Source organism: Streptomyces sp. NPDC000878, from assembly GCF_053599695.1.
Genome location: NZ_JBSFMT010000007.1, coordinates 81,349 through 99,915 on the forward strand (window position 1 = coordinate 81,349; position 18,567 = coordinate 99,915).

General features: G+C 70.7%; 15 protein-coding genes. 7 read left to right on the forward strand and 8 right to left on the reverse strand.

What is annotated here, in order from left to right; genetic code table 11:
- The first annotated feature begins 13 nt into the window (after window positions 1-13).
- From ACWDR4_RS09170 to ACWDR4_RS09185, 4 genes are read left to right on the forward strand one after another with little or no spacing between them, the layout of a single operon-like run.
- Entirely contained in the window at window positions 14-928 is a 915-nt protein-coding gene (locus ACWDR4_RS09170; protein WP_450405920.1) for a LysR family transcriptional regulator, read from the forward strand.
- Complete coding sequence (locus tag ACWDR4_RS09175; protein ID WP_450405922.1) at window positions 925-1,737, forward strand: alpha/beta fold hydrolase; 813 nt, start codon at window positions 925-927, stop codon at window positions 1,735-1,737. The genes ACWDR4_RS09170 and ACWDR4_RS09175 overlap by 4 nt, the downstream gene beginning before the upstream one ends.
- Before the next feature lie 29 nt (window positions 1,738-1,766).
- A complete protein-coding gene (locus tag ACWDR4_RS09180; protein ID WP_450405925.1) occupies window positions 1,767-2,639 on the forward strand; it encodes a hypothetical protein in 873 nt (290 codons plus the stop codon).
- Between the two features lie 55 nt (window positions 2,640-2,694).
- Window positions 2,695-3,876, forward strand: a complete 1,182-nt coding sequence (locus ACWDR4_RS09185; RefSeq protein ID WP_450405928.1) for a Dyp-type peroxidase — start codon at window positions 2,695-2,697, stop codon at window positions 3,874-3,876.
- On the opposite strand, the gene ACWDR4_RS09190 is transcribed toward ACWDR4_RS09185, so the two are convergent.
- The 6 genes from ACWDR4_RS09190 to ACWDR4_RS09215 all read right to left on the reverse strand — a co-directional run bounded on the left by ACWDR4_RS09190 (window position 3,791) and on the right by ACWDR4_RS09215 (window position 10,180).
- Complete coding sequence (locus tag ACWDR4_RS09190; RefSeq protein ID WP_450406208.1) at window positions 3,791-4,462, reverse strand: hypothetical protein; 672 nt, start codon at window positions 4,460-4,462, stop codon at window positions 3,791-3,793. The genes ACWDR4_RS09185 and ACWDR4_RS09190 overlap by 86 nt on opposite strands.
- Window positions 4,463-4,475: 13 nt before the next feature.
- Window positions 4,476-5,348 (reverse strand): carbohydrate ABC transporter permease, encoded by an 873-nt coding sequence (locus tag ACWDR4_RS09195; RefSeq protein ID WP_450405930.1) that lies wholly within the window; start codon window positions 5,346-5,348, stop codon window positions 4,476-4,478.
- Window positions 5,345-6,289, reverse strand: a complete 945-nt coding sequence (locus ACWDR4_RS09200) for a carbohydrate ABC transporter permease (RefSeq protein ID WP_450405933.1) — start codon at window positions 6,287-6,289, stop codon at window positions 5,345-5,347. Before ACWDR4_RS09200 ends, ACWDR4_RS09195 begins: the two co-directional genes overlap by 4 nt.
- On the reverse strand, window positions 6,286-7,635 hold the full coding sequence (locus ACWDR4_RS09205; protein ID WP_450405936.1) for an ABC transporter substrate-binding protein: 1,350 nt from the start codon (window positions 7,633-7,635) through the stop codon (window positions 6,286-6,288). Before ACWDR4_RS09205 ends, ACWDR4_RS09200 begins: the two co-directional genes overlap by 4 nt.
- Before the next feature lie 103 nt (window positions 7,636-7,738).
- Window positions 7,739-9,004: a cytochrome P450 gene (locus ACWDR4_RS09210; RefSeq protein ID WP_450405939.1), complete on the reverse strand. Its 1,266-nt coding sequence runs from the start codon at window positions 9,002-9,004 to the stop codon at window positions 7,739-7,741.
- A 129-nt stretch (window positions 9,005-9,133) separates the two neighbouring features.
- On the reverse strand, window positions 9,134-10,180 hold the full coding sequence (locus tag ACWDR4_RS09215) for a DUF2278 family protein (protein ID WP_450405942.1): 1,047 nt from the start codon (window positions 10,178-10,180) through the stop codon (window positions 9,134-9,136).
- A gap of 258 nt (window positions 10,181-10,438) precedes the next feature.
- Between ACWDR4_RS09215 and ACWDR4_RS09220 the strand changes: the two genes are divergently transcribed.
- Genes ACWDR4_RS09220 through eccCb form a run of 3 tightly spaced genes read left to right on the forward strand, consistent with a single transcriptional unit; the run spans window position 10,439 to window position 15,697 of the window.
- Window positions 10,439-10,879 (forward strand): SRPBCC family protein, encoded by a 441-nt coding sequence (locus ACWDR4_RS09220; RefSeq protein WP_450405944.1) that lies wholly within the window; start codon window positions 10,439-10,441, stop codon window positions 10,877-10,879.
- Window positions 10,880-10,938: 59 nt separating this feature from the next.
- Window positions 10,939-11,442: a hypothetical protein gene (locus ACWDR4_RS09225; protein ID WP_450405947.1), complete on the forward strand. Its 504-nt coding sequence runs from the start codon at window positions 10,939-10,941 to the stop codon at window positions 11,440-11,442.
- Window positions 11,405-15,697: a type VII secretion protein EccCb gene (gene eccCb, locus ACWDR4_RS09230; protein ID WP_450405950.1), complete on the forward strand. Its 4,293-nt coding sequence runs from the start codon at window positions 11,405-11,407 to the stop codon at window positions 15,695-15,697. Before ACWDR4_RS09225 ends, eccCb begins: the two co-directional genes overlap by 38 nt.
- A gap of 11 nt (window positions 15,698-15,708) precedes the next feature.
- Here eccCb and ACWDR4_RS09235 read toward each other — a convergent pair whose 3' ends face one another.
- Both ACWDR4_RS09235 and ACWDR4_RS09240 read right to left on the reverse strand, forming a co-directional pair.
- The gene (locus ACWDR4_RS09235; protein ID WP_450405952.1) at window positions 15,709-16,869 is read right to left on the reverse strand and encodes an XdhC family protein; all 1,161 of its coding nucleotides are present in this window, start codon (window positions 16,867-16,869) and stop codon (window positions 15,709-15,711) included.
- Window positions 16,870-16,917: 48 nt separating this feature from the next.
- Window positions 16,918-18,366 carry an NCS2 family permease gene (locus ACWDR4_RS09240; RefSeq protein WP_450405954.1) on the reverse strand — a complete coding sequence of 483 codons (1,449 nt, stop codon included), beginning with the start codon at window positions 18,364-18,366 and terminating at the stop codon, window positions 16,918-16,920.
- Window positions 18,367-18,567 lie beyond the last annotated feature (201 nt).

The following is an 18,567-nucleotide window of genomic DNA, read 5'->3' on the forward strand; positions in this document are numbered from 1 at the left end:
CGGAGGAACCACCGTGGACGTCAAGCAGCTCAAGGCGCTGGTCACCGTGGCCGAGGTGGGCAGCGTGACCCGCGCCGCCGAACTGCTGCGCCTGGTGCAGCCGGCCGTCACCCGCCAGATCCGCACGCTGGAACAGGAGTTGGGCGTCCCCCTCTTCGAACGGACCCGGCAGGGCATGCGCCCCACCCAGGCCGGCACGATCATGGTGGACCGCGCCCGACGCGCCCTGGGCGAACTCGAACGCGCCCGCGCCGAGATCCAGCCCGTCCCCGGCGAGGTGACCGGCATCGTCACCGTCGGCCTGCTGGAGAGCACCGGCGACCTGCTCGCCGAGCCGCTGGTGTCGGCCGTGACCCGCGACCACCCCGGCGTCGAACTGCGCCTGCTGACCGCCTACTCCGGGCACCTCCAGCAGTGGCTCGACGAGGGCGACCTCGACCTGGCCCTCCTCTACAACCTCGACAGCACCCCGTCCCTCAACGCCCTTCCGCTGGTACGGGAACGCCTGTGGGCCGTCGCTCCCCCGGCCGCCGGACTCCGCGCCGACCGGCCCGTCCCGTTCACCGAGGCCGCCGCGCACCCCCTCGTCATGCCCGCCGCCGGCCACGCTCTGCGCACCCTGATCGACGGGGCGGCGGCGCGGGCGGGAGCGGCCCTGGACATCGCCGTCCAGACCAACTCGATGCGGGTGCAGAAGCGGCTCGTGCTGGCCGGGCACGGCTGGACGATCCTGCCCGGCGTGGGCATCGCGGAGGACGTCGCCCAGGGCACGCTGAGCGCGGCGCCGCTGTGCGAGCCCGAGGTGTGGCGGTCAGTCGTCCTCGCCACGTCGAGGTCCGGCCGGACACCGCCGGCCGTGGAGGTGGTCGCGCGGGAACTGGTCGGCCGTATCAACTCAGCAGTGGAAGAAGGACGTTGGAACCGATGACAGACACCGCCCGCCAACGACTCCACGCCGTCGCCCGAGCCCGGGACGGTACAGCCCTCGCGTACCAGCACCAGAGCGAGGGCGACGACAAGGCCCGCCCCCTCCTACTGCTGGCCGGGCAGGCCAACAACCACCACTGGTGGGACGGCCCACGCGAGGACTTCGACGCCACGCACCGCACGATCACCATGGACCACCGGGGCACCGGCGCCAGCGCCAAGCCCCAGCAGGGCTACTCCACCCGGCAGTTCGCCGAGGACGCGATCGCGGTCCTCGACCATCTGGGCGTGGAGCGCGTGGACGTCTACGGCACCTCGATGGGCGGCCGGGTCGCCCAGTGGCTGGCCGCCCGCCACCCGGACCGGGTACGGCGGCTCGTCCTGGGCTGCACCTCCCCCGGCGGGCCGTACGCCGTCGAACGCGACGTCTCCGTACGGCGCGCCCTTGCCCAGCCCGACCCGGCCGCCGTACGACGTGCGCTGATCGACCTGATGTACTCCCCCGGCTGGCTCGCCGGCCACTCCGGCCCGTACGCCACCCTCGGCGATCCGGACATGCCCCCGCACGCCCGCCACGGCCACCTGATCGCCAGCAACACGCACGACGCCTGGGAGGCCCTACCCCTGGTCACCGCCCCCACGCTGATCCTGCACGGCGACGAGGACCGCCTCACTCCACCGGACAACGTCCCACTGCTCGCCGCCCGTATCCCGGACACCAGGACGCACCTGTTCCCCGGCGCCCGGCACGCGTATTTCGAGGAGTGCCGGGGCGAGGCCGGGGACCTGGTCCGGGACTTCCTCGGCTGATGTCTCGATCCGGAAGGACCTGACCGACCGTGCCTCCGCCCTCCCCCTCCCCACTGGCCTCGTACGTCGAGTCGTGGCACCCCGCGCCGGTCAGGGACGAGGACCCGCTGCCGCCGAGCCCGGTGGCAGCCGTGTCCGCGCTTCTCGACCTGCCCGAGACGGCCGCCGGTGCCGGGGACCCGTTGCCGCCGCTGTGGCAGTGGTTCTACTTCCTGCACTGGCCGGCCCAGCGCGCGCTCGGCCCCGACGGACACCTGCGGGACGCCCTGTTCCTGCCGCCCGTCCCCGACCGGCAGCGGATGTGGGCCGGCGGGCGCTGCGAGATCACCGAACCACTGCGCCGCGGCGAACCGGCCGAGCGGGTCAGCAGCTTGAGCGCGGTCACGCCGAAGCGGGGCCGCACGGGGGAACTCCTGTTCGTCACGGAACGCCGCGAGTTCCGGCAGTACGGCCGTACGTGCGTCGTCGAGGAGCAGGACATCGTCTACCGGTCGGGCCGCGCCCCCGGCAGGCGGTACGCCGAAACGCACACCGCCCCCGCACCTGACCCAACAAGCCCCTGGCACCTGCGCCTCCAGCCGGACCCGACCCTCCTCTTCCGCTTCAGCGCACTCACCGCCAACGCCCACCGCATCCACTACGACACGCCGTACTGCCGGCACACGGAGGGCTATCCGAGCCCGGTCGTCCACGGCCCACTGCTGGCCCTGCTCATGCTCGAACTGGCCCGCCGCAACGCCCCGGAGCGCCAGGTCCGCTCCTTGTCCTACCGACTGCGGCAACCGGCGTTCGCCGGCGAGCATCTCCTGGCCGAGGGTCAACTCACCGATGAGAAAGCCGAGTTCCGCATCGCCACCGCCCGCGAGGAGCAACACGCCACGGCGGAGGTGACGTTCACCTGACTTCCGGAAAGGGAGTCTTTGCCGTGATCAGGGATGTATCATCCCTTTCACTCTTATGACAGCACATACCGCTTCCCCCACGCCCGACGGCACCTCGACCCCCGCCCGCCGGGACGTCCTGACCCTCGCCGCAGCCCTCGCCGCAACTGCCTCCGGCTGCACCGGCGAGTCACGCTCCCGTCCCCCTGCCGCCGCCGGTCCGCCCGAGTTCCGCTTCCGGGGTCCGCGCCAGGCCGGAGTGACGACCCCGCAGCAGTCCGCCGCACTCGTCACGGCGTACGACCTCGCCCCTGCGGTACGGGGAGCGGGCGGCGTACGTGCCCTCCGGGAGGTGTTCGGCCGCTGGACGCGAGCACTGGCGGAGACCCTGGACGGCGAACTCCCTCCGCCAACCCCCGTACGAGCAAGTAAAATTGAGGGGTTGGCCGGAAAGTCCCGCCTCACCGCGACCGTGGGGATCGGCCCCCGGCTCCCCCAACTCCTCTGTGTCGCTGCGCCGCGTGGCCTGCGCGAGCTGCCGCCGTTCCCCGACGACCGGCTCGAACCCGCGTACGGCGGCGGGGACTTGGTGCTCCAGCTCTGCGCCGACGACCCGCGCGTCACACGGGCCGCCGCGAGCGCGCTGACCCGGCTGGCGGGCGACACCCTGCGCCCGCGCTGGCGGCAGTCCGGGTTCCTGCCGCCGACGCCGGCCGGGCAGACACCGCGCGACCACCTCGGTTTCAGGAACGGCACGGAGAACCCGACGCCCGAGGAGTGCGAGCGCTGGGTGTGGTCGGAGGACGCCACGTTTCTCGTCGTACGGCGTGTCCACATCGACGTCGCCGAGTTCACGCGGCTCGGTACGGGGCGCCAGGAGGAGATCATCGGGCGGCATCGCGCGAGCGGGGCGCCGCTGGGACACCGGCACGAGCACGACGACGTGGACATCTCCGCGAAGACCCGGCAGGACCGGTACGCGATCCCGCCGCGCTCGCACGTACGGGCGGCCAGTCCACGGCTGGACGCGGGCGCCCGGATGCTGCGCCGGAGCTACAGCTACGACGCCGGGCCGGACGACCGGGGCCTGCTGTTCCTCGCCTTCATGCGGGACCCGGCGCTGTTCGCTCGCGTCCAGCACCGGATGGCGGCGACGGACGAGCTGAGCCGCTTCACCGAGCACCGGGGTTCGGCGGTGGCGTACGTCCTTCCGGGCGCCCTCCCGGGCGAGGACCTGGGCGCACATCTGCTGGCCTGACTGGCTCCGTGCGGGTGCGCACGTCGATCGCCGTCAGCGCCATCGCCAGGGGACCCGGGGCCAGGAACGCGAGCGGGAGCAGCGTCCAGGCGCACAGGGCGGCCGTCGCCAGGGCGAGCAGGACGAGGGCGCCGCCGCCCGGGTCGCGGGCGGTGTCCCCGGCGGCGGCGCGGACGGCGGTCGGCCAGTCGGTGAGCGACTCGGGGCGTCCGCAGGCGCGCAGGCCGGTCACGGCGGCGTAGGCGCCGATCGCGGCGGCGACGGCAGCGAAGGCCGGTCCACCCGGCAGTCCGGTGCGGGCGAGCGCCAGGTCGGCCAGCACCAACAGGACCCCCGCCACGGCGGCCAGGCCGGCGACCAGGTCACCGGCGCGCAGTCGCTGCCGCAGCAGGCGGAAGTAGCGTCCGGCGGTGGCGGGGCGGTCCTCGCGGGTGCCGCGCAGGATCTCACAGGCCGTGGAGAGCGCGGCGGGGGCGGTCAGCAGGGGCAGGCTCGCCACCGCCGTGGCAAGACCGACGCTCAGGACGTCGGCGAAGAGGGTCATACGCGGGCCGAAGATCTCGCCCGGCTCACGGGTCGTACGCATACCGCTCACCGCTTCACCCCTTGATCCCGGAGTTGGCCATGCCCTCCACCAGGAACCGCTGGAAGGCGAGGAAGAACAGCACGATCGGCAGCAGGGCGATCACCGACATGGCGAACATGGGGCCGAAGGCGGAGGTGCTGGACGCGTCCACGAACGACCTGAGGGCGAGCGTGAGGGTGAACTTGTCCGGTGAGAAGAGATAGATCAGCTGGGTGAAGAAGTCGTTCCAGGTCCAGATGAAGGTGAAGATCGCTGTGGTGATCAGTGCCGGGCGAGTGAGGGGGAGGATGACGAGGAAGAAGGAGCGGAACGGGCCGCAGCCGTCGATGCGCGCCGCCTCCTCCAACTCCCTCGGCAGTCCGCGCATGAACTGCACGATCAGGAAGACGAAGAACGCCTCCGTGGCAAGGAACTTGGGCAGGATCAGCGGCCAGTAGGTGTTCACCATGCCGAGCTGGTTGAAGATGATGTACTGCGGGATCAGCACCGCGTGGTGCGGCAGCATGATCGTCGCGATCATGAACGCGAACAGCGGGCCCCGGAAGCGGAACCGGAGCCGAGCGAAGGCGTAGGCCGCCAGGGAGCAGCTGAGGACGTTGCCGAGGACCGCGCCGCCCGCGATCAGCAGGGAGTTGGTGAGCAGGCGCCAGACCGAGACGTCGTTGACGCCGTCGAGGGCGGTCTTGTAGTTGGACCACTCCAGATGGCTCGGCAGCAGGTCGAGGCTGGCGATGACCTCGTTCGCGGGCTTGAGGGAGGTCGCGAGCAGCCAGGCCAGCGGGTAGAGCATCACGAGGAGCGCGGCCAGACAGCCGATGTGGAGTGCGATCCGGCGCCACGCAACGGTCTTGCGTACACCGGGAGTTGGGGACACGGTGGTCGTCATCGGACGCCCCCTTCGGTGTCGGAGGCGTAGAAGACCCACGAGCGCGAGGTCCGGAACAGTACGGCGGTGACGGCGCCGATGACGATCAGCAGTACCCAGGCCATCGCGGACGCGTAGCCCATGTGGGAGGCGACGAAGCCCCGGTCGTAGAGGTAGAGCGTGTAGAAGAGGGTCGAGTCGGCGGGGCCGCCCTTGCCGCCGCTCACCGCGAAGGCGGGGGTGAAGACCTGGAAGGCCTGGATCGTCTGGAGGACCAGGTTGAAGAAGATCACCGGGGACAGCATCGGCACGGTGATGGACAGGAACTGACGCCAGCGGCTGGCGCCGTCGACCTCGGCGGCCTCGTACAACTCCCCCGGGATCTGCTGGAGTCCGGCGAGGAAGATGACCATCGGGGCGCCGAACTGCCACACCGTCAGCAGGGCCACGGTGACCAGTGCCCAGCCGGGCTTGAAGATCCAGCCGCCGGTGCCGAAGAGGTTGTCGACGGTGCCGCCCTCGTTGAACAGCGCCCGCCAGACGAGGGCCACGGACATCGAGGCGCCGAGGAGGGAGGGGGCGTAGAAGGCGGAGCGGTAGAAGGCCCGGCCGCGCTTCATGTTCTTCAGGGCGAGGGCGACGCCGAGGGCGAGTCCGAGCTGGAGCGGGACCGCGATGACGACGTAGCTGAGGGTCGCGACGACCGAGCGCCAGTAGCGCGGGTCCTCGGTGAACATCTGTGTGTAGTTGCGCAGGCCCACCCAGTTGGGCGAGTTGAACAGGTCGTAGTCGGTGAAGGAGAGGTAGAGCGAGACCGCCATGGGGAGCAGGGTGAGCACGCAGGCGCCCAGCACCCAGGGGGACAGGAACACCCAGGCGGCGCCCTCGCGTCGGCGTTTGGGCCGCTGCACGGGAGGGGTCTGTGTGGCGCGGGCGGGGGTCGGTATCTGGGTGGTGGTCATGACCGCAGCTCCGCCTTCGCCTCGGTGACGTAGTCCTGGGCCGCCTCGCGCGGCGACATGCGCTCGTACGACACCTGGTCGTAGTCCCGCTGGAAGGTGGTCTGGAGGGCGCTGTCGCCCGAAGGGGGCGCCTGGGGCGGGGTGTTGAGCTTCCCTTCGAGGGTGGCCTGGTAGGCGTAGATGGTCTTGTCGAAGTCCTTGAGTTCCGGGGCGAGTTCCTCACGGATGGACTCGTTCACAGGGATGCCCCGGGTCGCGCCGAGGATCGCGGCGGCCTCACGGTCGTTGAGCATGAAGTCGATGAGCTGCGCGGCCTGCTCGGGGCTGCCGGTGTCTGCGGCGACGCCCATGAACATGGAGGGCTTGAAGTACTGGCCGGGGGTGCCGTCGGCGCCCGACGGCATGGGGGCGAGGGCGATGCCGTCCGGGATCAGCGCGAGGTAACCGCTGGCCGGGGCGTCCCAGTTCATGTCGGAGAAGGCCTTGCCACGACCGAGCGGGGTGTTCTCGACAGTGCCGTCGAGCTGGGTGGTCTGCTCGGCGGGCGAGACGACGCCCTCGCGGCGCAGTCCGTCGGTGAAGGTCCACCAACGGGTCAAGTCATTGGCGGTGAAGCCGAGTTCATGGTCCTGGGTGTACAGGGACTTGCCCTGGCCGCGCAGCCAGACCTCGAAGGCGTCCTCACTCTGCCCGGGGTCGGTGGCGCCGGGTGTGCCGGTCTTCTCCTTCAACACCCGCATGGCGTCGGCCCATTGGTCCCAGGTCCAGCCGCCGTCCGAGGCGTCGGCGGGCGGTTCGAGGCCCGCTTCCTTCCACCGGGCCGGGTCGTAGACGACGGTCTCGGTGCCGCGTCCCTGCGGGACGGCGTACTGCTTGCCGTTCAGCTTGCCGGTGGCGAGCAGTCCGGGGTCGAACTCCCCTGTCTTCAGGGTGGCTTGCTGCTCACCGAGGTCGAGCAGGACACCTCCCGAGGCGTACTGGTCGATCATCCGGTAGTCGAGCTGCATGACGTCGGGGGCGTCGCCGCCGGCCGCCTGGGTCGCCAACTTCTGCTTGTAGGCGTCGTATCCGGCGAACGAGGTCTGTACGTCGACGTCCGGATGCTTCTCCTCGAAGAGGTCGACCGCCTCCTGGGTCCTGGCCGCCCGGTCCGGGTTGCCCCACCAGGTGTAGCGCAGGACGACCTTGCCGCCCGCGCTCGTCGAACCGTCCGTGCCGGAGCAGGCGGTGAGTACGGCACCGAGGGCGAGGCCTGCGGCCAGGGCCGCCGTACGGGACCGTCGGGGCCTGCGGAAACTCCATGGCCTTCGGGACCACCAGGACGCCCTTGTCCTGATTCCGGGCATGAGTGGGTCACCTCTTTCGCTAGAAAGCGCTTCCACCCCCTCGAACGACCCTAGGTATGGTCCGGATGTCAGAACAAGACCCGTGCACCGGTCAGCGGGTTTGTCACCAGGTCAGGTGCAGGCTCTGCGGCGAGCGGTGGATCATCGTCGGGCGCATGGTGACCGGGTGGTCCTCGGCCAGCCGCAGACCCGGCAGACGGCTCGTCAACTCCCGCAGAGTGAGGCGGAGTTGTTCGCGAGCGAGCTGGGAGCCGGGGCAGGCGTGGGCACCGAAGCCGAAGGCGAGGTGGCGGACCGGGGTGCGGGTGATGTCGAACTCGTCGGGGCCCGGGTGGCGGACCCCGTCCCGGTTGGCGGCGCCGAAGGCGACGAACAGCGTTGCCCCGGCCGGGAGTTCGGTGCCCGCGAGGGTGACGGGGCGGGTGGTGACCCGGCGGAACCCCTGGACGGCGGCGTCGTACCGGGCGGCCTCCTCCACGGCGGCCGGGATCCGGTCCGGTTCCGCGCAGAGCAGCGCCCACTGGTCCGGGTGCCGGAGCAGATGGAGGACCGTCGTGCCGATGAGCGCGGCGGTGGTGAGGTGTCCGGCGATCAGCAGGTTCTGGAGGTGGGAGACGGCCTCGTGGCGTTGGTCGAGGGTGAGTTCGGCGCTTCCCTCGGGGGCGACGGACGCGACGATCTCCGTGCAGAGGTCCTCGCGGGGTTCGGTGTGCCGGGCGCGGGCGTACCGGTCGAGGATGCGCTGGGTCGCGACCACGTCCTGGGCGACGGAGACCTGTTCACCCTCGGGCAGGGGCCGGAAGAGGAGTTCCTCGGCACGGTAGCCACCGTGGACGACGGCCGGGATGTCGGCGGGGTCGAGTCCGACGATCCTGCCGATGACGTCTCCGGGCAGCCGTCGGGCGTACGCGGACATCAACTCGACGTGTCCGCCCTTGGGTTCGTCATGCTGACCGTTCATGAACGCGTCGACCAGGGCGGTGGCGCGCTCGGCGGCGTACGGCACGGCGGCGGCGACCCGGGCGGGCGAGAGGCCCCGGACGATCGGGGCGCGCAGCTCCTGGTGCTGGGCCCCGTCCGCGCCGACGACCACGGGCCGCCCGCCGAAGCCGCCGCCCAGCACAGCCAAGGCGGCGGGCGCCGGCATGACATCGGGGCGCAGCGAACCGGCGGAGGAGAAGTCCTCGGCGCGGCGCAGCACTTCACGTACGTCCGTGTCCCGGGCGACCAGCCAGGCGTCGAGTTCGGCGACGAAGGTCAGGCCTTGGGCATCGCGGGCGCGGGCGTAGTGCGGATAGGGGTCGCGCTGCAACTCGTCGAGTCTGTCGTGGGGGTGGTCGAGTGTGTCCTGCGGTTGGCTGTCGTCCACGCGGTGTCCTCCGGCCGGGGTACGGATCACGGGTCACGAGGTCGCGCCCATGGTGCCGTACACCGTGCGGGGGCGGAAGCGGTCGACAGGGCACAACCGTGCCGCCCGCCACGCCGTGACGGTCCCCCCTCAGAACACCACCGTCCAGCCCTCGCGTCCGGCGTCCTCAGCGGTGTAGGAGACGCCGTGCACCTTGAGGCCCGCCGCGTCCAGCAGGGTGATCTCGCCGCCGTGGTTGCCGAGTTGGGCGCCGTCGGAGAGCAGGACGGGGAGATCGGCGCCCGCGGCGAGCGGTACCGGCGGCACCGGGCTGCCGTGGCCGAGCCGGTCGACGAGGCGCCAGCCGGTGAGGTCGACGGCGGCCGGTGAGGCGTTGAGGAGGGTGACCGTCTCGGCCTCGGGGGAGGGGCCGCGCGGGTTGACCAGGGCGCCGACGATCCGGACGGGCTGGGCGCCCGGTGCGGGACGGCCGCCGCCGGTGCCCGTACCGGTGTCCGGGGTCGTACCCGGGAGGGCGTGGCCGGTGCTGTCGTCGGTGTGCCACTTCTGGCTCTGGAAGGCGAGGAAGACGGCGACCCACCGCTCCTGGGAGGGCTTCTGCCCCGGGAAGCGGATGAGGAGCCCGCCGTCCTGCCAGACCCCGTCGTCACCTTGGAAACGGCGGCTGTTGCCCTGGTTCATGTGGATGTCGTGGACGCCGTTGCCGGGCAGGAAGCCGAAGATCTTGTCACGGACGTCGGCCTCCGGTCCCCAGCGCTCGCCGAAGACGTACAGGCGTGCGGCCGGGTCCTCGATCGCGCGTCGTACGTAGTGGTCGAGGAGGTCGGCGAGGTCGTTGTCGGGACCCGCCACGTCCGGTGGGAGGACGCGCATCTTCGACGGGTCGAAGAGATTGCCCCGGACGAAGTCGAGGTTCGGGCCGCCGGGCCCGGCCGGAAGGGTGTTCCAGCCGCTCACCAGGCCCGCGAGGCGGCCGGTGACGGGATGCCGGAGGTCGTCGTCGACGAGGTAGAGCAGTTCGTTCGGCCGCTCCTGCGACTTCACGTTGACGGAAGCGCGGTAGTGCGTGCCCTGATCGTCCGTCAACTCGATCTGGTAGTGCGGGGTGTTGGCGGAACCCTCGCGACGGGCGTCGACGGCCCGCGCGATCAGTACGCCGTAGGTCTTCAGCGGCATGACGAACAACTCCCCGTGGATGTCGGCGGATTACGTGGGCGGACCGCACGACCTGCTGGCCGAATTGTCCAACCCTGCGGCAAATGTTAGTGCGTCGCAGCCCACCGACCCCCACCGCGACAGGAATTGACCGCCGGTGTCGCTCCTACGTCACCTCGTGAATGCGCGACTGGGCCATCTGTGTGAGTCACCTGTGAACAGGGGGCGCGGGACCCCGGATCGTGCCGTACCGCCCGCCGGGTTCCCTACGATCGTGCCGTGGCCAACTTCCTGCTCGAACGCACGGTGCCGCTCCCCCTCGACGAGGCCTGGCGCCGGCTCACGGAGTGGCCCCGCCATGCCTCCGTGGTCCCCCTGACCCGCGTCACGGTGCTCACGGCCCCGCCGACCCACGAGGGCACGGTGTTCGTCGCCCGCTCGGGCATCGGCCCCCTCGCCTTCGACGACCGTATGGAGGTCACCGTCTGGCGCCCCCCGACGGACGACACCCCGGGCCTGTGCCGCCTGGAGAAACGCGGCCGGCTCGTCCTGGGCTGGGCGGAGATCGAGGTCCGCCCGGGCCCCGGCGGGCGCTCACGGGTGGTCTGGCGCGAGGAGCTGCGCGTACGCCTGCTGCCGTCCCTGTTCGACCGTCCGCTGGAGTCGGCGGCGCGGTATGTGTTCGGGCGGGCGGTGAACCGACTGCTGAGGATGGCGTGACGGACGTTACGATCGACCCCGTGTGCCGGTAGCACCGCCGGTCGGGGGAAGGGGAGAACGTGCCCGAGGAGAACGTGCGGCTGGAGTTTCGGATCGACTCGGGTCCGGGAGCCACCGCGGAGCAGACCGACCGTCAGGTCCGCAGTCTGTACGGCGATCTGCGGACCCTCGGGCTCCTCCGGGTCGAGCGCAAGATCGTTGCCGCGCCCGCCGAGTCGATGGCCGGTGTGGGGCACGACCTCGCGGTGCTGGTGGTCAGCGGTGCCTTCTCCGCTGCCGCGCTCAAGGCCGTGAGCAATGTCGTCGTCGCCTTCGTGCAGCGCTCGAAGGCGCGGTCGGTCGAGTGGGAGATCGACGGCCAGAAGGGGTCGTTCGGCGCCCTGTCGGCCAAGGACCAGCAGGCGCTGGTCGAGGCGGTGACCGCACGGATCGGGGCGGGGACGGCCGCGGTGGCGGGCACCACGAATGATCCGGGTACCGCTCCTGCCATCGACCCGAACACCACCAGCGATCCGGGAGTTGGCGATGGCGGGACGCCGGATCGCACTGCTCGTCGCGACTGACGGCTACCAGGATCCCGGGCTCAACCGGCTCAGGGCGCCCGCCCGGGGTGCCGCCGAGCTGAAGGCCCTGCTGCGCGACCCGGCGATCGGCCGCTTCGACTTCGTACGCGAACTGCCGAACCGGCCCAAGGAGGAGATCGAGACCGCGGTCGAGGAGGTCCTCAGCAACCGCGACCCCGACGATCTCGTGCTGCTCTACTTCGCCTGCCACGGCATCCGCAACGACGCCGACCGGCTGTTCTTCGCCACGCTCGGCACGCAGTTGAAGCGTCCGCACACCACCGCCATCGCGGCCGCGTTCCTGCACCAGCTCCTCGACGAGTGCGAGGCCCGCACCAAGATCGTGCTGCTGGACTGCTGTTACAGCGGCCTTTTCCACCGGGGCTCTCCCATGTCGCCCGCACCCGTGGACGTGGAGGCGGCCCTCGCCGGGCGCGGCACGTTCGTCATCACGGCGTCGACGGCCCTGGAGTACGCGTACGAGGGTGAGCAGTTGACCCTCGACAACAGTCTGTCGGCCCCACGGTTCACGGCGGCCGTGATCGAGGGGCTGAGCACCGGCCTCGCCGACCAGAACCGGGACGGGGTGATCACCCCGGAGGAGTTGTACACGTACGTCCACGACACGGTGGTCAACCAGGCTGGGCCCGAGCAGACGCCGACCAAGTCGGGCCAGTGCGAGGGGAATGTGGCCCTCGCCTACGCGCCCTGGATCGACGCGTCCGCCGGGCCCGCCGCCCGGGCCGCGATGGCCGAGGAACTCACGCTCGGCTCGCTGCTGCCGCCGCCAGTGGAGACCGTCGACCGGGGTTTCATCTGCGATGCGTGGGAGGGCTCGTCCCGGCTGCTCGTGCCCGTCGGGCGGGTGGAGAACAGCACCGGGGGCGATCCCCTGTGCGTCGACTTCTCCGGCCGGGACGGGAACGCGGCGGTCGTCGGCAAACTGGGCAGCGGGAAGACCACCCTGCTGCGCTCCATGATCATGTCGCTGGCGCTGACCCACACCCCGCAGGAGGCGGAGTTCTATCTGCTGGAGGGCGCGGTCAACCGGCTCGGGGTGCTGCGTTCGCTGCCGCACGTACGGACGTTCGCGGCGCCGCACGAGCACAGCGCGGTCGAGGGCGCGCTCACGGCGGTCAAGGCCGTGATCTCCACCCGGCGCACCCTGTTCCGGGACCTCGACATCGACTCCATCGAGGCGTTCCGCGCGCTGCGCACGACCGACCGGATCGAGTCGGGGGCAGCGAGCGATGTCTTCCTCGTTGTGGACGGCTGGCTCGACTTCACCTACGAGCACCCGGAGTTCGCGGACACCGTCCAGAAACTGGCCAACACCGGCCTCAACTACGGCGTCCACCTGCTGGTCACGGCCCGCCGCTGGAGCGACTTCACCACGGATCTGCGGGGGCTGCTCGGTACCCGGCTCGAACTCGCCCTGGACGACCCGGAGGAGTCCTTCTTCGACCCCTCGCTGGCTTCGGGGGTCGCGGTCGGCTGGGCGCTGACCCGGCGCCGACGGTTCCGGGTGGCGGTGCCGCGCTTCGACGACGCGGCCGGGCCGATGGCCGCACTGGAGTCGTTGACGGGGACGGCCGAGTCGGTGCGAGCGGGGTGGGCGGCGCTGCGGACCCGGGAGGACACCGGGGCGCTCGTCAAGTACCCCGTCGGCCGCCAAGGGACCGTCCTCACCGGCCTGTTGGGCGTGGAGGACCCGGCCTCGCCGAATCTGCCCGCCCTGCGCGCCCGACCGACCTCCATGGACCGGCTGAGGGTACCGATCGGGCTCGGCGAGGACGGCCAGCCGGTGTTCCTCGACCTCAAGGAGAGCGCACACCATGGGATGGGCCCGCACGGCCTGTGCGTGGGCGCGACCGGCTCCGGCAAATCCGAGCTGCTGCGCTCGATCGTGCTGGGGCTGGCCGTCCGCCACTCCGCCGAGGAAGTGGCCTTCGTACTGGCCGATTTCAAGGGTAGCGCGACCTTCGCACCGCTCGCGGACCTGCCGCATGTCGCCGGGCTCATCACGGGCCTGGAGGGTGACCCTCTCCTCGTGGGACGGCTGAGCGAGACGATCAGCGGCGAACTGCACCGGCGCCAGGAGCTGTTGCGCAAGGCGGGCGGTCTGCTGAGCATCCATGAGTACGAGGGGGCCCGCGCCTCCCGGAAGGATCTCGAACCCCTGCCGACGCTGCTGCTGGTGATCGACGAGTTCTCCCAACTCCTCGCCGAACACCCGGATTTCATCGATCTGCTCGTACAGATCGGCCGCGTCGGCCGGGCACTGGGCGTACACATGCTGCTGGCCTCGCAGCGCCTGGAGGAAGGCAGGCTGCGCGGGCTGGAAACCTATCTCTCGTACCGCATGGGCCTGCGCACCTTCTCGGCCTCCGACTCCCGTGCGGTGCTCGGCTACCCCGACGCCTACCATCTGCCGCCGGACCCGGGCGCCGGGTTCCTCAAGGCCGACACGACGGACGTACTGATCCGTTTCAAGGCCGCGTACGTTTCCGCCCCGCTGCCCGGCGCGGACGGGACCGACGGCTCCGCGTCGCTGCTGGACGCCGTCGTCAGCCAGTTGTCGGGCACGGAGCCGGACGTACGTCAGGTCTGGCTGCCGCCGCTGGGTAAGTCGCTCTCGGCGGAACAGTTGCTGTCCAGGACACGGGCTCCACGGGCCTCGCTCCATCCTCTGAAGGGGGTCCCCTTCGCGATGGTCGACGAGCCGTTCCTCCAGAGCAGAAGTGTGCTCATGCTGGATCTCTCCGGGATCGAGGGGCACACTCTCGTCGTCGGCGGGCCGCAGTCCGGCAAGTCGACCGCGGTGGCCACACTCATCACCTCGCTCGCCCTCACCCACACACCCCTCGAAGTGCAGTTCTACTGTCTCGACTTCGGCGGCGGACAACTGGCGCCGCTGGACGGACTGCCCCATGTCGGTGGCGTCGCCTCCCGGCTGGAAGCGGACCGGGTCCGGCGTACGGTCGCCGATGTGGCGAGGGTCCTCGCGGAGCGCGAAGACTTCTTCCGCATCCATGGCATCGAGTCCATGGACATGTACCGTCGACGCCGCGCCGCGGGCGAGTGGCCCGAACAGCCCTGGGGTGACGTGTTCCTCGTCATCGACGGCTGGGCGACGGTGCGAACGGTCTACGAGGAACTCGAACCGGTCGTCGCGGACATCGCCGCCCGTGGCCTGCACTACGGCGTGCATCTGCTGATCAGTGCCGTCCGCTACGCGGAGATCCGTCTGTCGATGCGTGACCATCTGCTCGGCAGGGTCGAACTGCGGCTCGGCGATCCGACGGAGTCCGAGATCGACCGACGGCAGGCGGCGAACGTCCCGCTGGGAGTCCCGGGCCGTGGCCTGTCCCGTGACAAGCTGCACTTCCTCACGGCCCTGCCGGGCTGGAAGGCCGAAGACGAGTCCGCCGGCGACGCGACGGCCCGTCAGGTCGCGAACGTGGGGAACAGTTGGTCGGGGCCCTCGGCTCCCCCGGTACGCACCCTCCCGTTCCGGGTCCCCCTCGAAGAACTCCCCGGCCCCTCCGAAGCCCCCGGCCAGGGCATCCCCATCGGCATCGACGACACCAGCCTCGCCCCGATGTCCCTCGACTTCTCCAACGACCCCTTCTTCCTCGTCTACGGCGAGCCGGAGTCGGGCAAGAGTTCGTTTCTACGGCTGCTGGCGCGTCAGCTCTGTGCCCGGATGCCGTACGACAAGGCACAGCTGCTCGTGGTCGACTACCGGCGGTCGCTGCTCGGCGAAGTGCCCCGTGAGCGTCTGCTGGCGTACTGCGCTTCGGGGCCACCGACCGCCGTGGTCGTGAAGGATCTGGCCACCGTCCTGGAGGTCCGGATGCCGGGTCCCGATGTGACCGCCGAGCAGCTGCGCGCCCGCAGCTGGTACCAGGGCAAGGACGTGTATCTGCTGGTCGACGACTACGACCTGGTCTCCTCCAGCAGCGGCAACCCCCTCGCCCCGCTCATGGACTACCTGCCGTTCGCCCGCGATCTGGGCCTGCACATCGTGCTGGCACGCAACTCGGGAGGGGCGTCGAGGGCTCAGTACGAACCCTTCGTGACGCGGTTGCGGGAGCTGGGCGCGCAGGGGCTTCTGCTCTCCGGCGACCCCACCGAAGGCTTCCTCCTGGGCACCGTCAAACCGAGCCACCAGCCGCCCGGACGCGGCACGCTGGTGACGCGCAAGTCCACCCATGGAGTCCAACTCGGCTATGCGGAGCCGAAGTTGGACTGAGCGAACCGAGGTCAGGCCACCGATCCGATCCGTCCCACCGACGCCTGTGCCGACGACGTGACGTCATGATGGATCGGCGTATGCGCCCCCGTCAGCGAAACCCCGCTCCCGCCGCGCCTGTTGGCGACGATCTCCGACGCGATGGACAGCGCCGTCTCCTCGGGTGTGCGGGCCCCCAGGTCCAGCCCGATCGGGGATCTGAGGCGCGCCAACTCCAGCTCTGTCACGCCGACTTCGCGGAGGCGTTCGTTCCGGTCGAGGTGGGTTCGGCGGGAACCCATCGCGCCGACGTACGCCACCGGCAGGCGCAGGGCGAGTTTGAGCAGGGGTACGTCGAACTTGGCGTCGTGGGTGAGGACGCAGAGGACCGTACGGGCGTCCACCGGCGTCCGTTCCAGGTACCGGTGCGGCCACTCGACGACGATCTCGTCCGCCTCGGGGAAACGGGCGGGCGTCGCGAAGACCGGGCGGGCGTCGCACACCGTCACGTGGTAGCCGAGGAACTTGCCCATCCGGACCAGCGCCGACGCGAAGTCGATCGCGCCGAACACGATCATGCGGGGCGGCGGCACCGACGACTCGACCAGGACCACGATCGGCGCTCCGCAGCGAGAGCCCTGCTCGCCGATCTCCAGGGTGCCGGTGCGGCCCGCGTCGAGGTGGGCGCGCGCCTCGGCCGCCACTGTGCGGTCCAGCTCGGGGTGGGCGCCGAAGCCGCCCTCGTACCCGCCGGTCGGGCGGACCAGCAGGGCGCGGCCCAGCAGGTCCGCCGGGCCCGACACGATCCGCGCGACCGCCGCGGCCTCACCACGAGCCGCAGCGGACAGGGCCGACTCCAGCACCTTCCGGTCCAGGTCCGAGGACCGTACCGGCGTCACCAGGATGTCGATGATCCCGCCGCAGGTCAGACCCACCGCGAAGGCGTCGTCGTCGCTGTAGCCGAAGCGTTCGAGGACCGACTCGCCGTCCGCCAGGGCCTGTTGGCACAGCTCGTACACCGCGCCCTCCACACAGCCGCCGGAGACCGAGCCGATCGCCGTGCCGTCGGTGTCCACCGCGAGGGCGGCGCCCGGCTGGCGGGGCGCGCTGCCGCCCACGGCCACCACGGTGGCCACGGCGAAGTCACGGCCCTGCTCGACCCACCGGTGCAGTTCTTCGGCGATGTCCAGCATGTCTCGGTCTCCTCATCAGCTGTGGTCGTGTGCGTATGTGGTGGGCGGCTAGTGGACGCCGAGCCAGCTCTCGATAGGACTGAGGGCGAAATAGACGAAGAAGATGCCTGTCAGGGCCCACATGAAGGCACCGATCTCCCGCGCCCTGCCCTGCGCGACCCTGATCGCGACGTACGAGATCACGCCCGCCGCGACTCCCGCCGTGATCGAGTACGTGAACGGCATGATCACGACGGTCAGGAAGACCGGGACGGCGGTCGCGCGGTCGGCCCAGTCGATGTGCCGGGCGTTCGACATCATCATCGCGCCGATGACCACCAGGGCTGCCGCCGCGACCTCCCCGGGCACGATCGCCGTCAGCGGGGTGAAGAAGAGACAGGCCGCGAAGAACAAGCCCGTGATGACGGAAGACAGGCCTGTACGGGCACCTTCCCCCACGCCCGTCGCCGACTCCACGAACACCGTCTGGCCCGACGCGCCGGCGACGCCGCCGATCGCCCCGCCCGCGCCGTCGATGAACAGCGCCTTGGACAGGCCCGGCATCCGGCCCTTCTTGTCAGCGAGCCCGGCCTCCGTGCCCACGCCGATGATCGTCGCCATCGCGTCGAAGAAGCCCGCGAGGACGAGGGTGAACACGATCATGCCGACCGTCATCGCGCCGACGTCGCCCCAGCCGCCGAACTCGACGTTCCCGAAGAGCGAGAAGTCCGGCATCGACACCGCGCTGCCGTGCAACTCCGGTGCCCCGCTCGCCCATTGCCTCGGGTCGATCGCGCCCACCGCGTTGAGCAGGACGGCCAGCACGGTACCGCTGACGATGCCGATGAGGATCGCGCCGGGGATGCCGCGTGCCTGGAGCATGAAGATGAGGAGGAGGGTCGCGGCGAACAACAGCACGGGCCAGCCCGTGAGTTCGCCGTTCGGGCCGAGGGAGAGCGGGGTGGCCTTGCCCTGGTGGACGAAGCCGGCCTTCACCAGGCCGATCAGTGCGACGAACAGGCCGATGCCCATGGTGATCGCGTGCTTCAGGGCCAGCGGGATCGCGTTCATGATCATCTCGCGCAGGCCGGTGACGACCAGCAGCATGATGACCACGCCGTACAGCACGCACATGCCCATCGCCTGCGGCCAGGTCATGGCGGGCGCCACCTGCGAGGCGAGCACTCCGGACACGGACAGGCCTGCGGCCAGGGCGAGGGGGACCTTGCCGAGGAAACCCATGAGGAGCGTGGTGACGGCTGCGGCGAAGGCGGTTGCGGTGATCAGCGCCTGCTGGCCGAGGGTGTTTCCGGCGGCGTCCCTGCCGGAGAGGATCAGGGGGTTGAGCAGCAGGATGTACGCCATCGCCATGAAGGTGGTGATGCCGCCGCGGATCTCTCGGGCGAGGGTGGAGTCTCGGTGGGTGATGTGGAAGTAGCGGTCGAGTGGGGATTGGCTGGATTTAGTGCCCGGGGGTGCCTCGGAGGGCCTGGGCCTCTGTACCGACTGCTGGGTCATGGTGCGGTCTCCCAAGGTTCGTAGGGGGTTGGGAAGGTGCACGACCCGGGGGACGGCCCGAGACGAGGGTGGGGGTGCTTGTGGGGTTCGTTGTGGGTTCGTTGTCGGGTGCGGGCCCGGTGGGGGCTGGTCGCGCAGTTCCCGCGCCCCTGAAAGACAAAGCCCCGGCCCTGCGGGCCTGAAAAGCACGGGGCGCAGCCC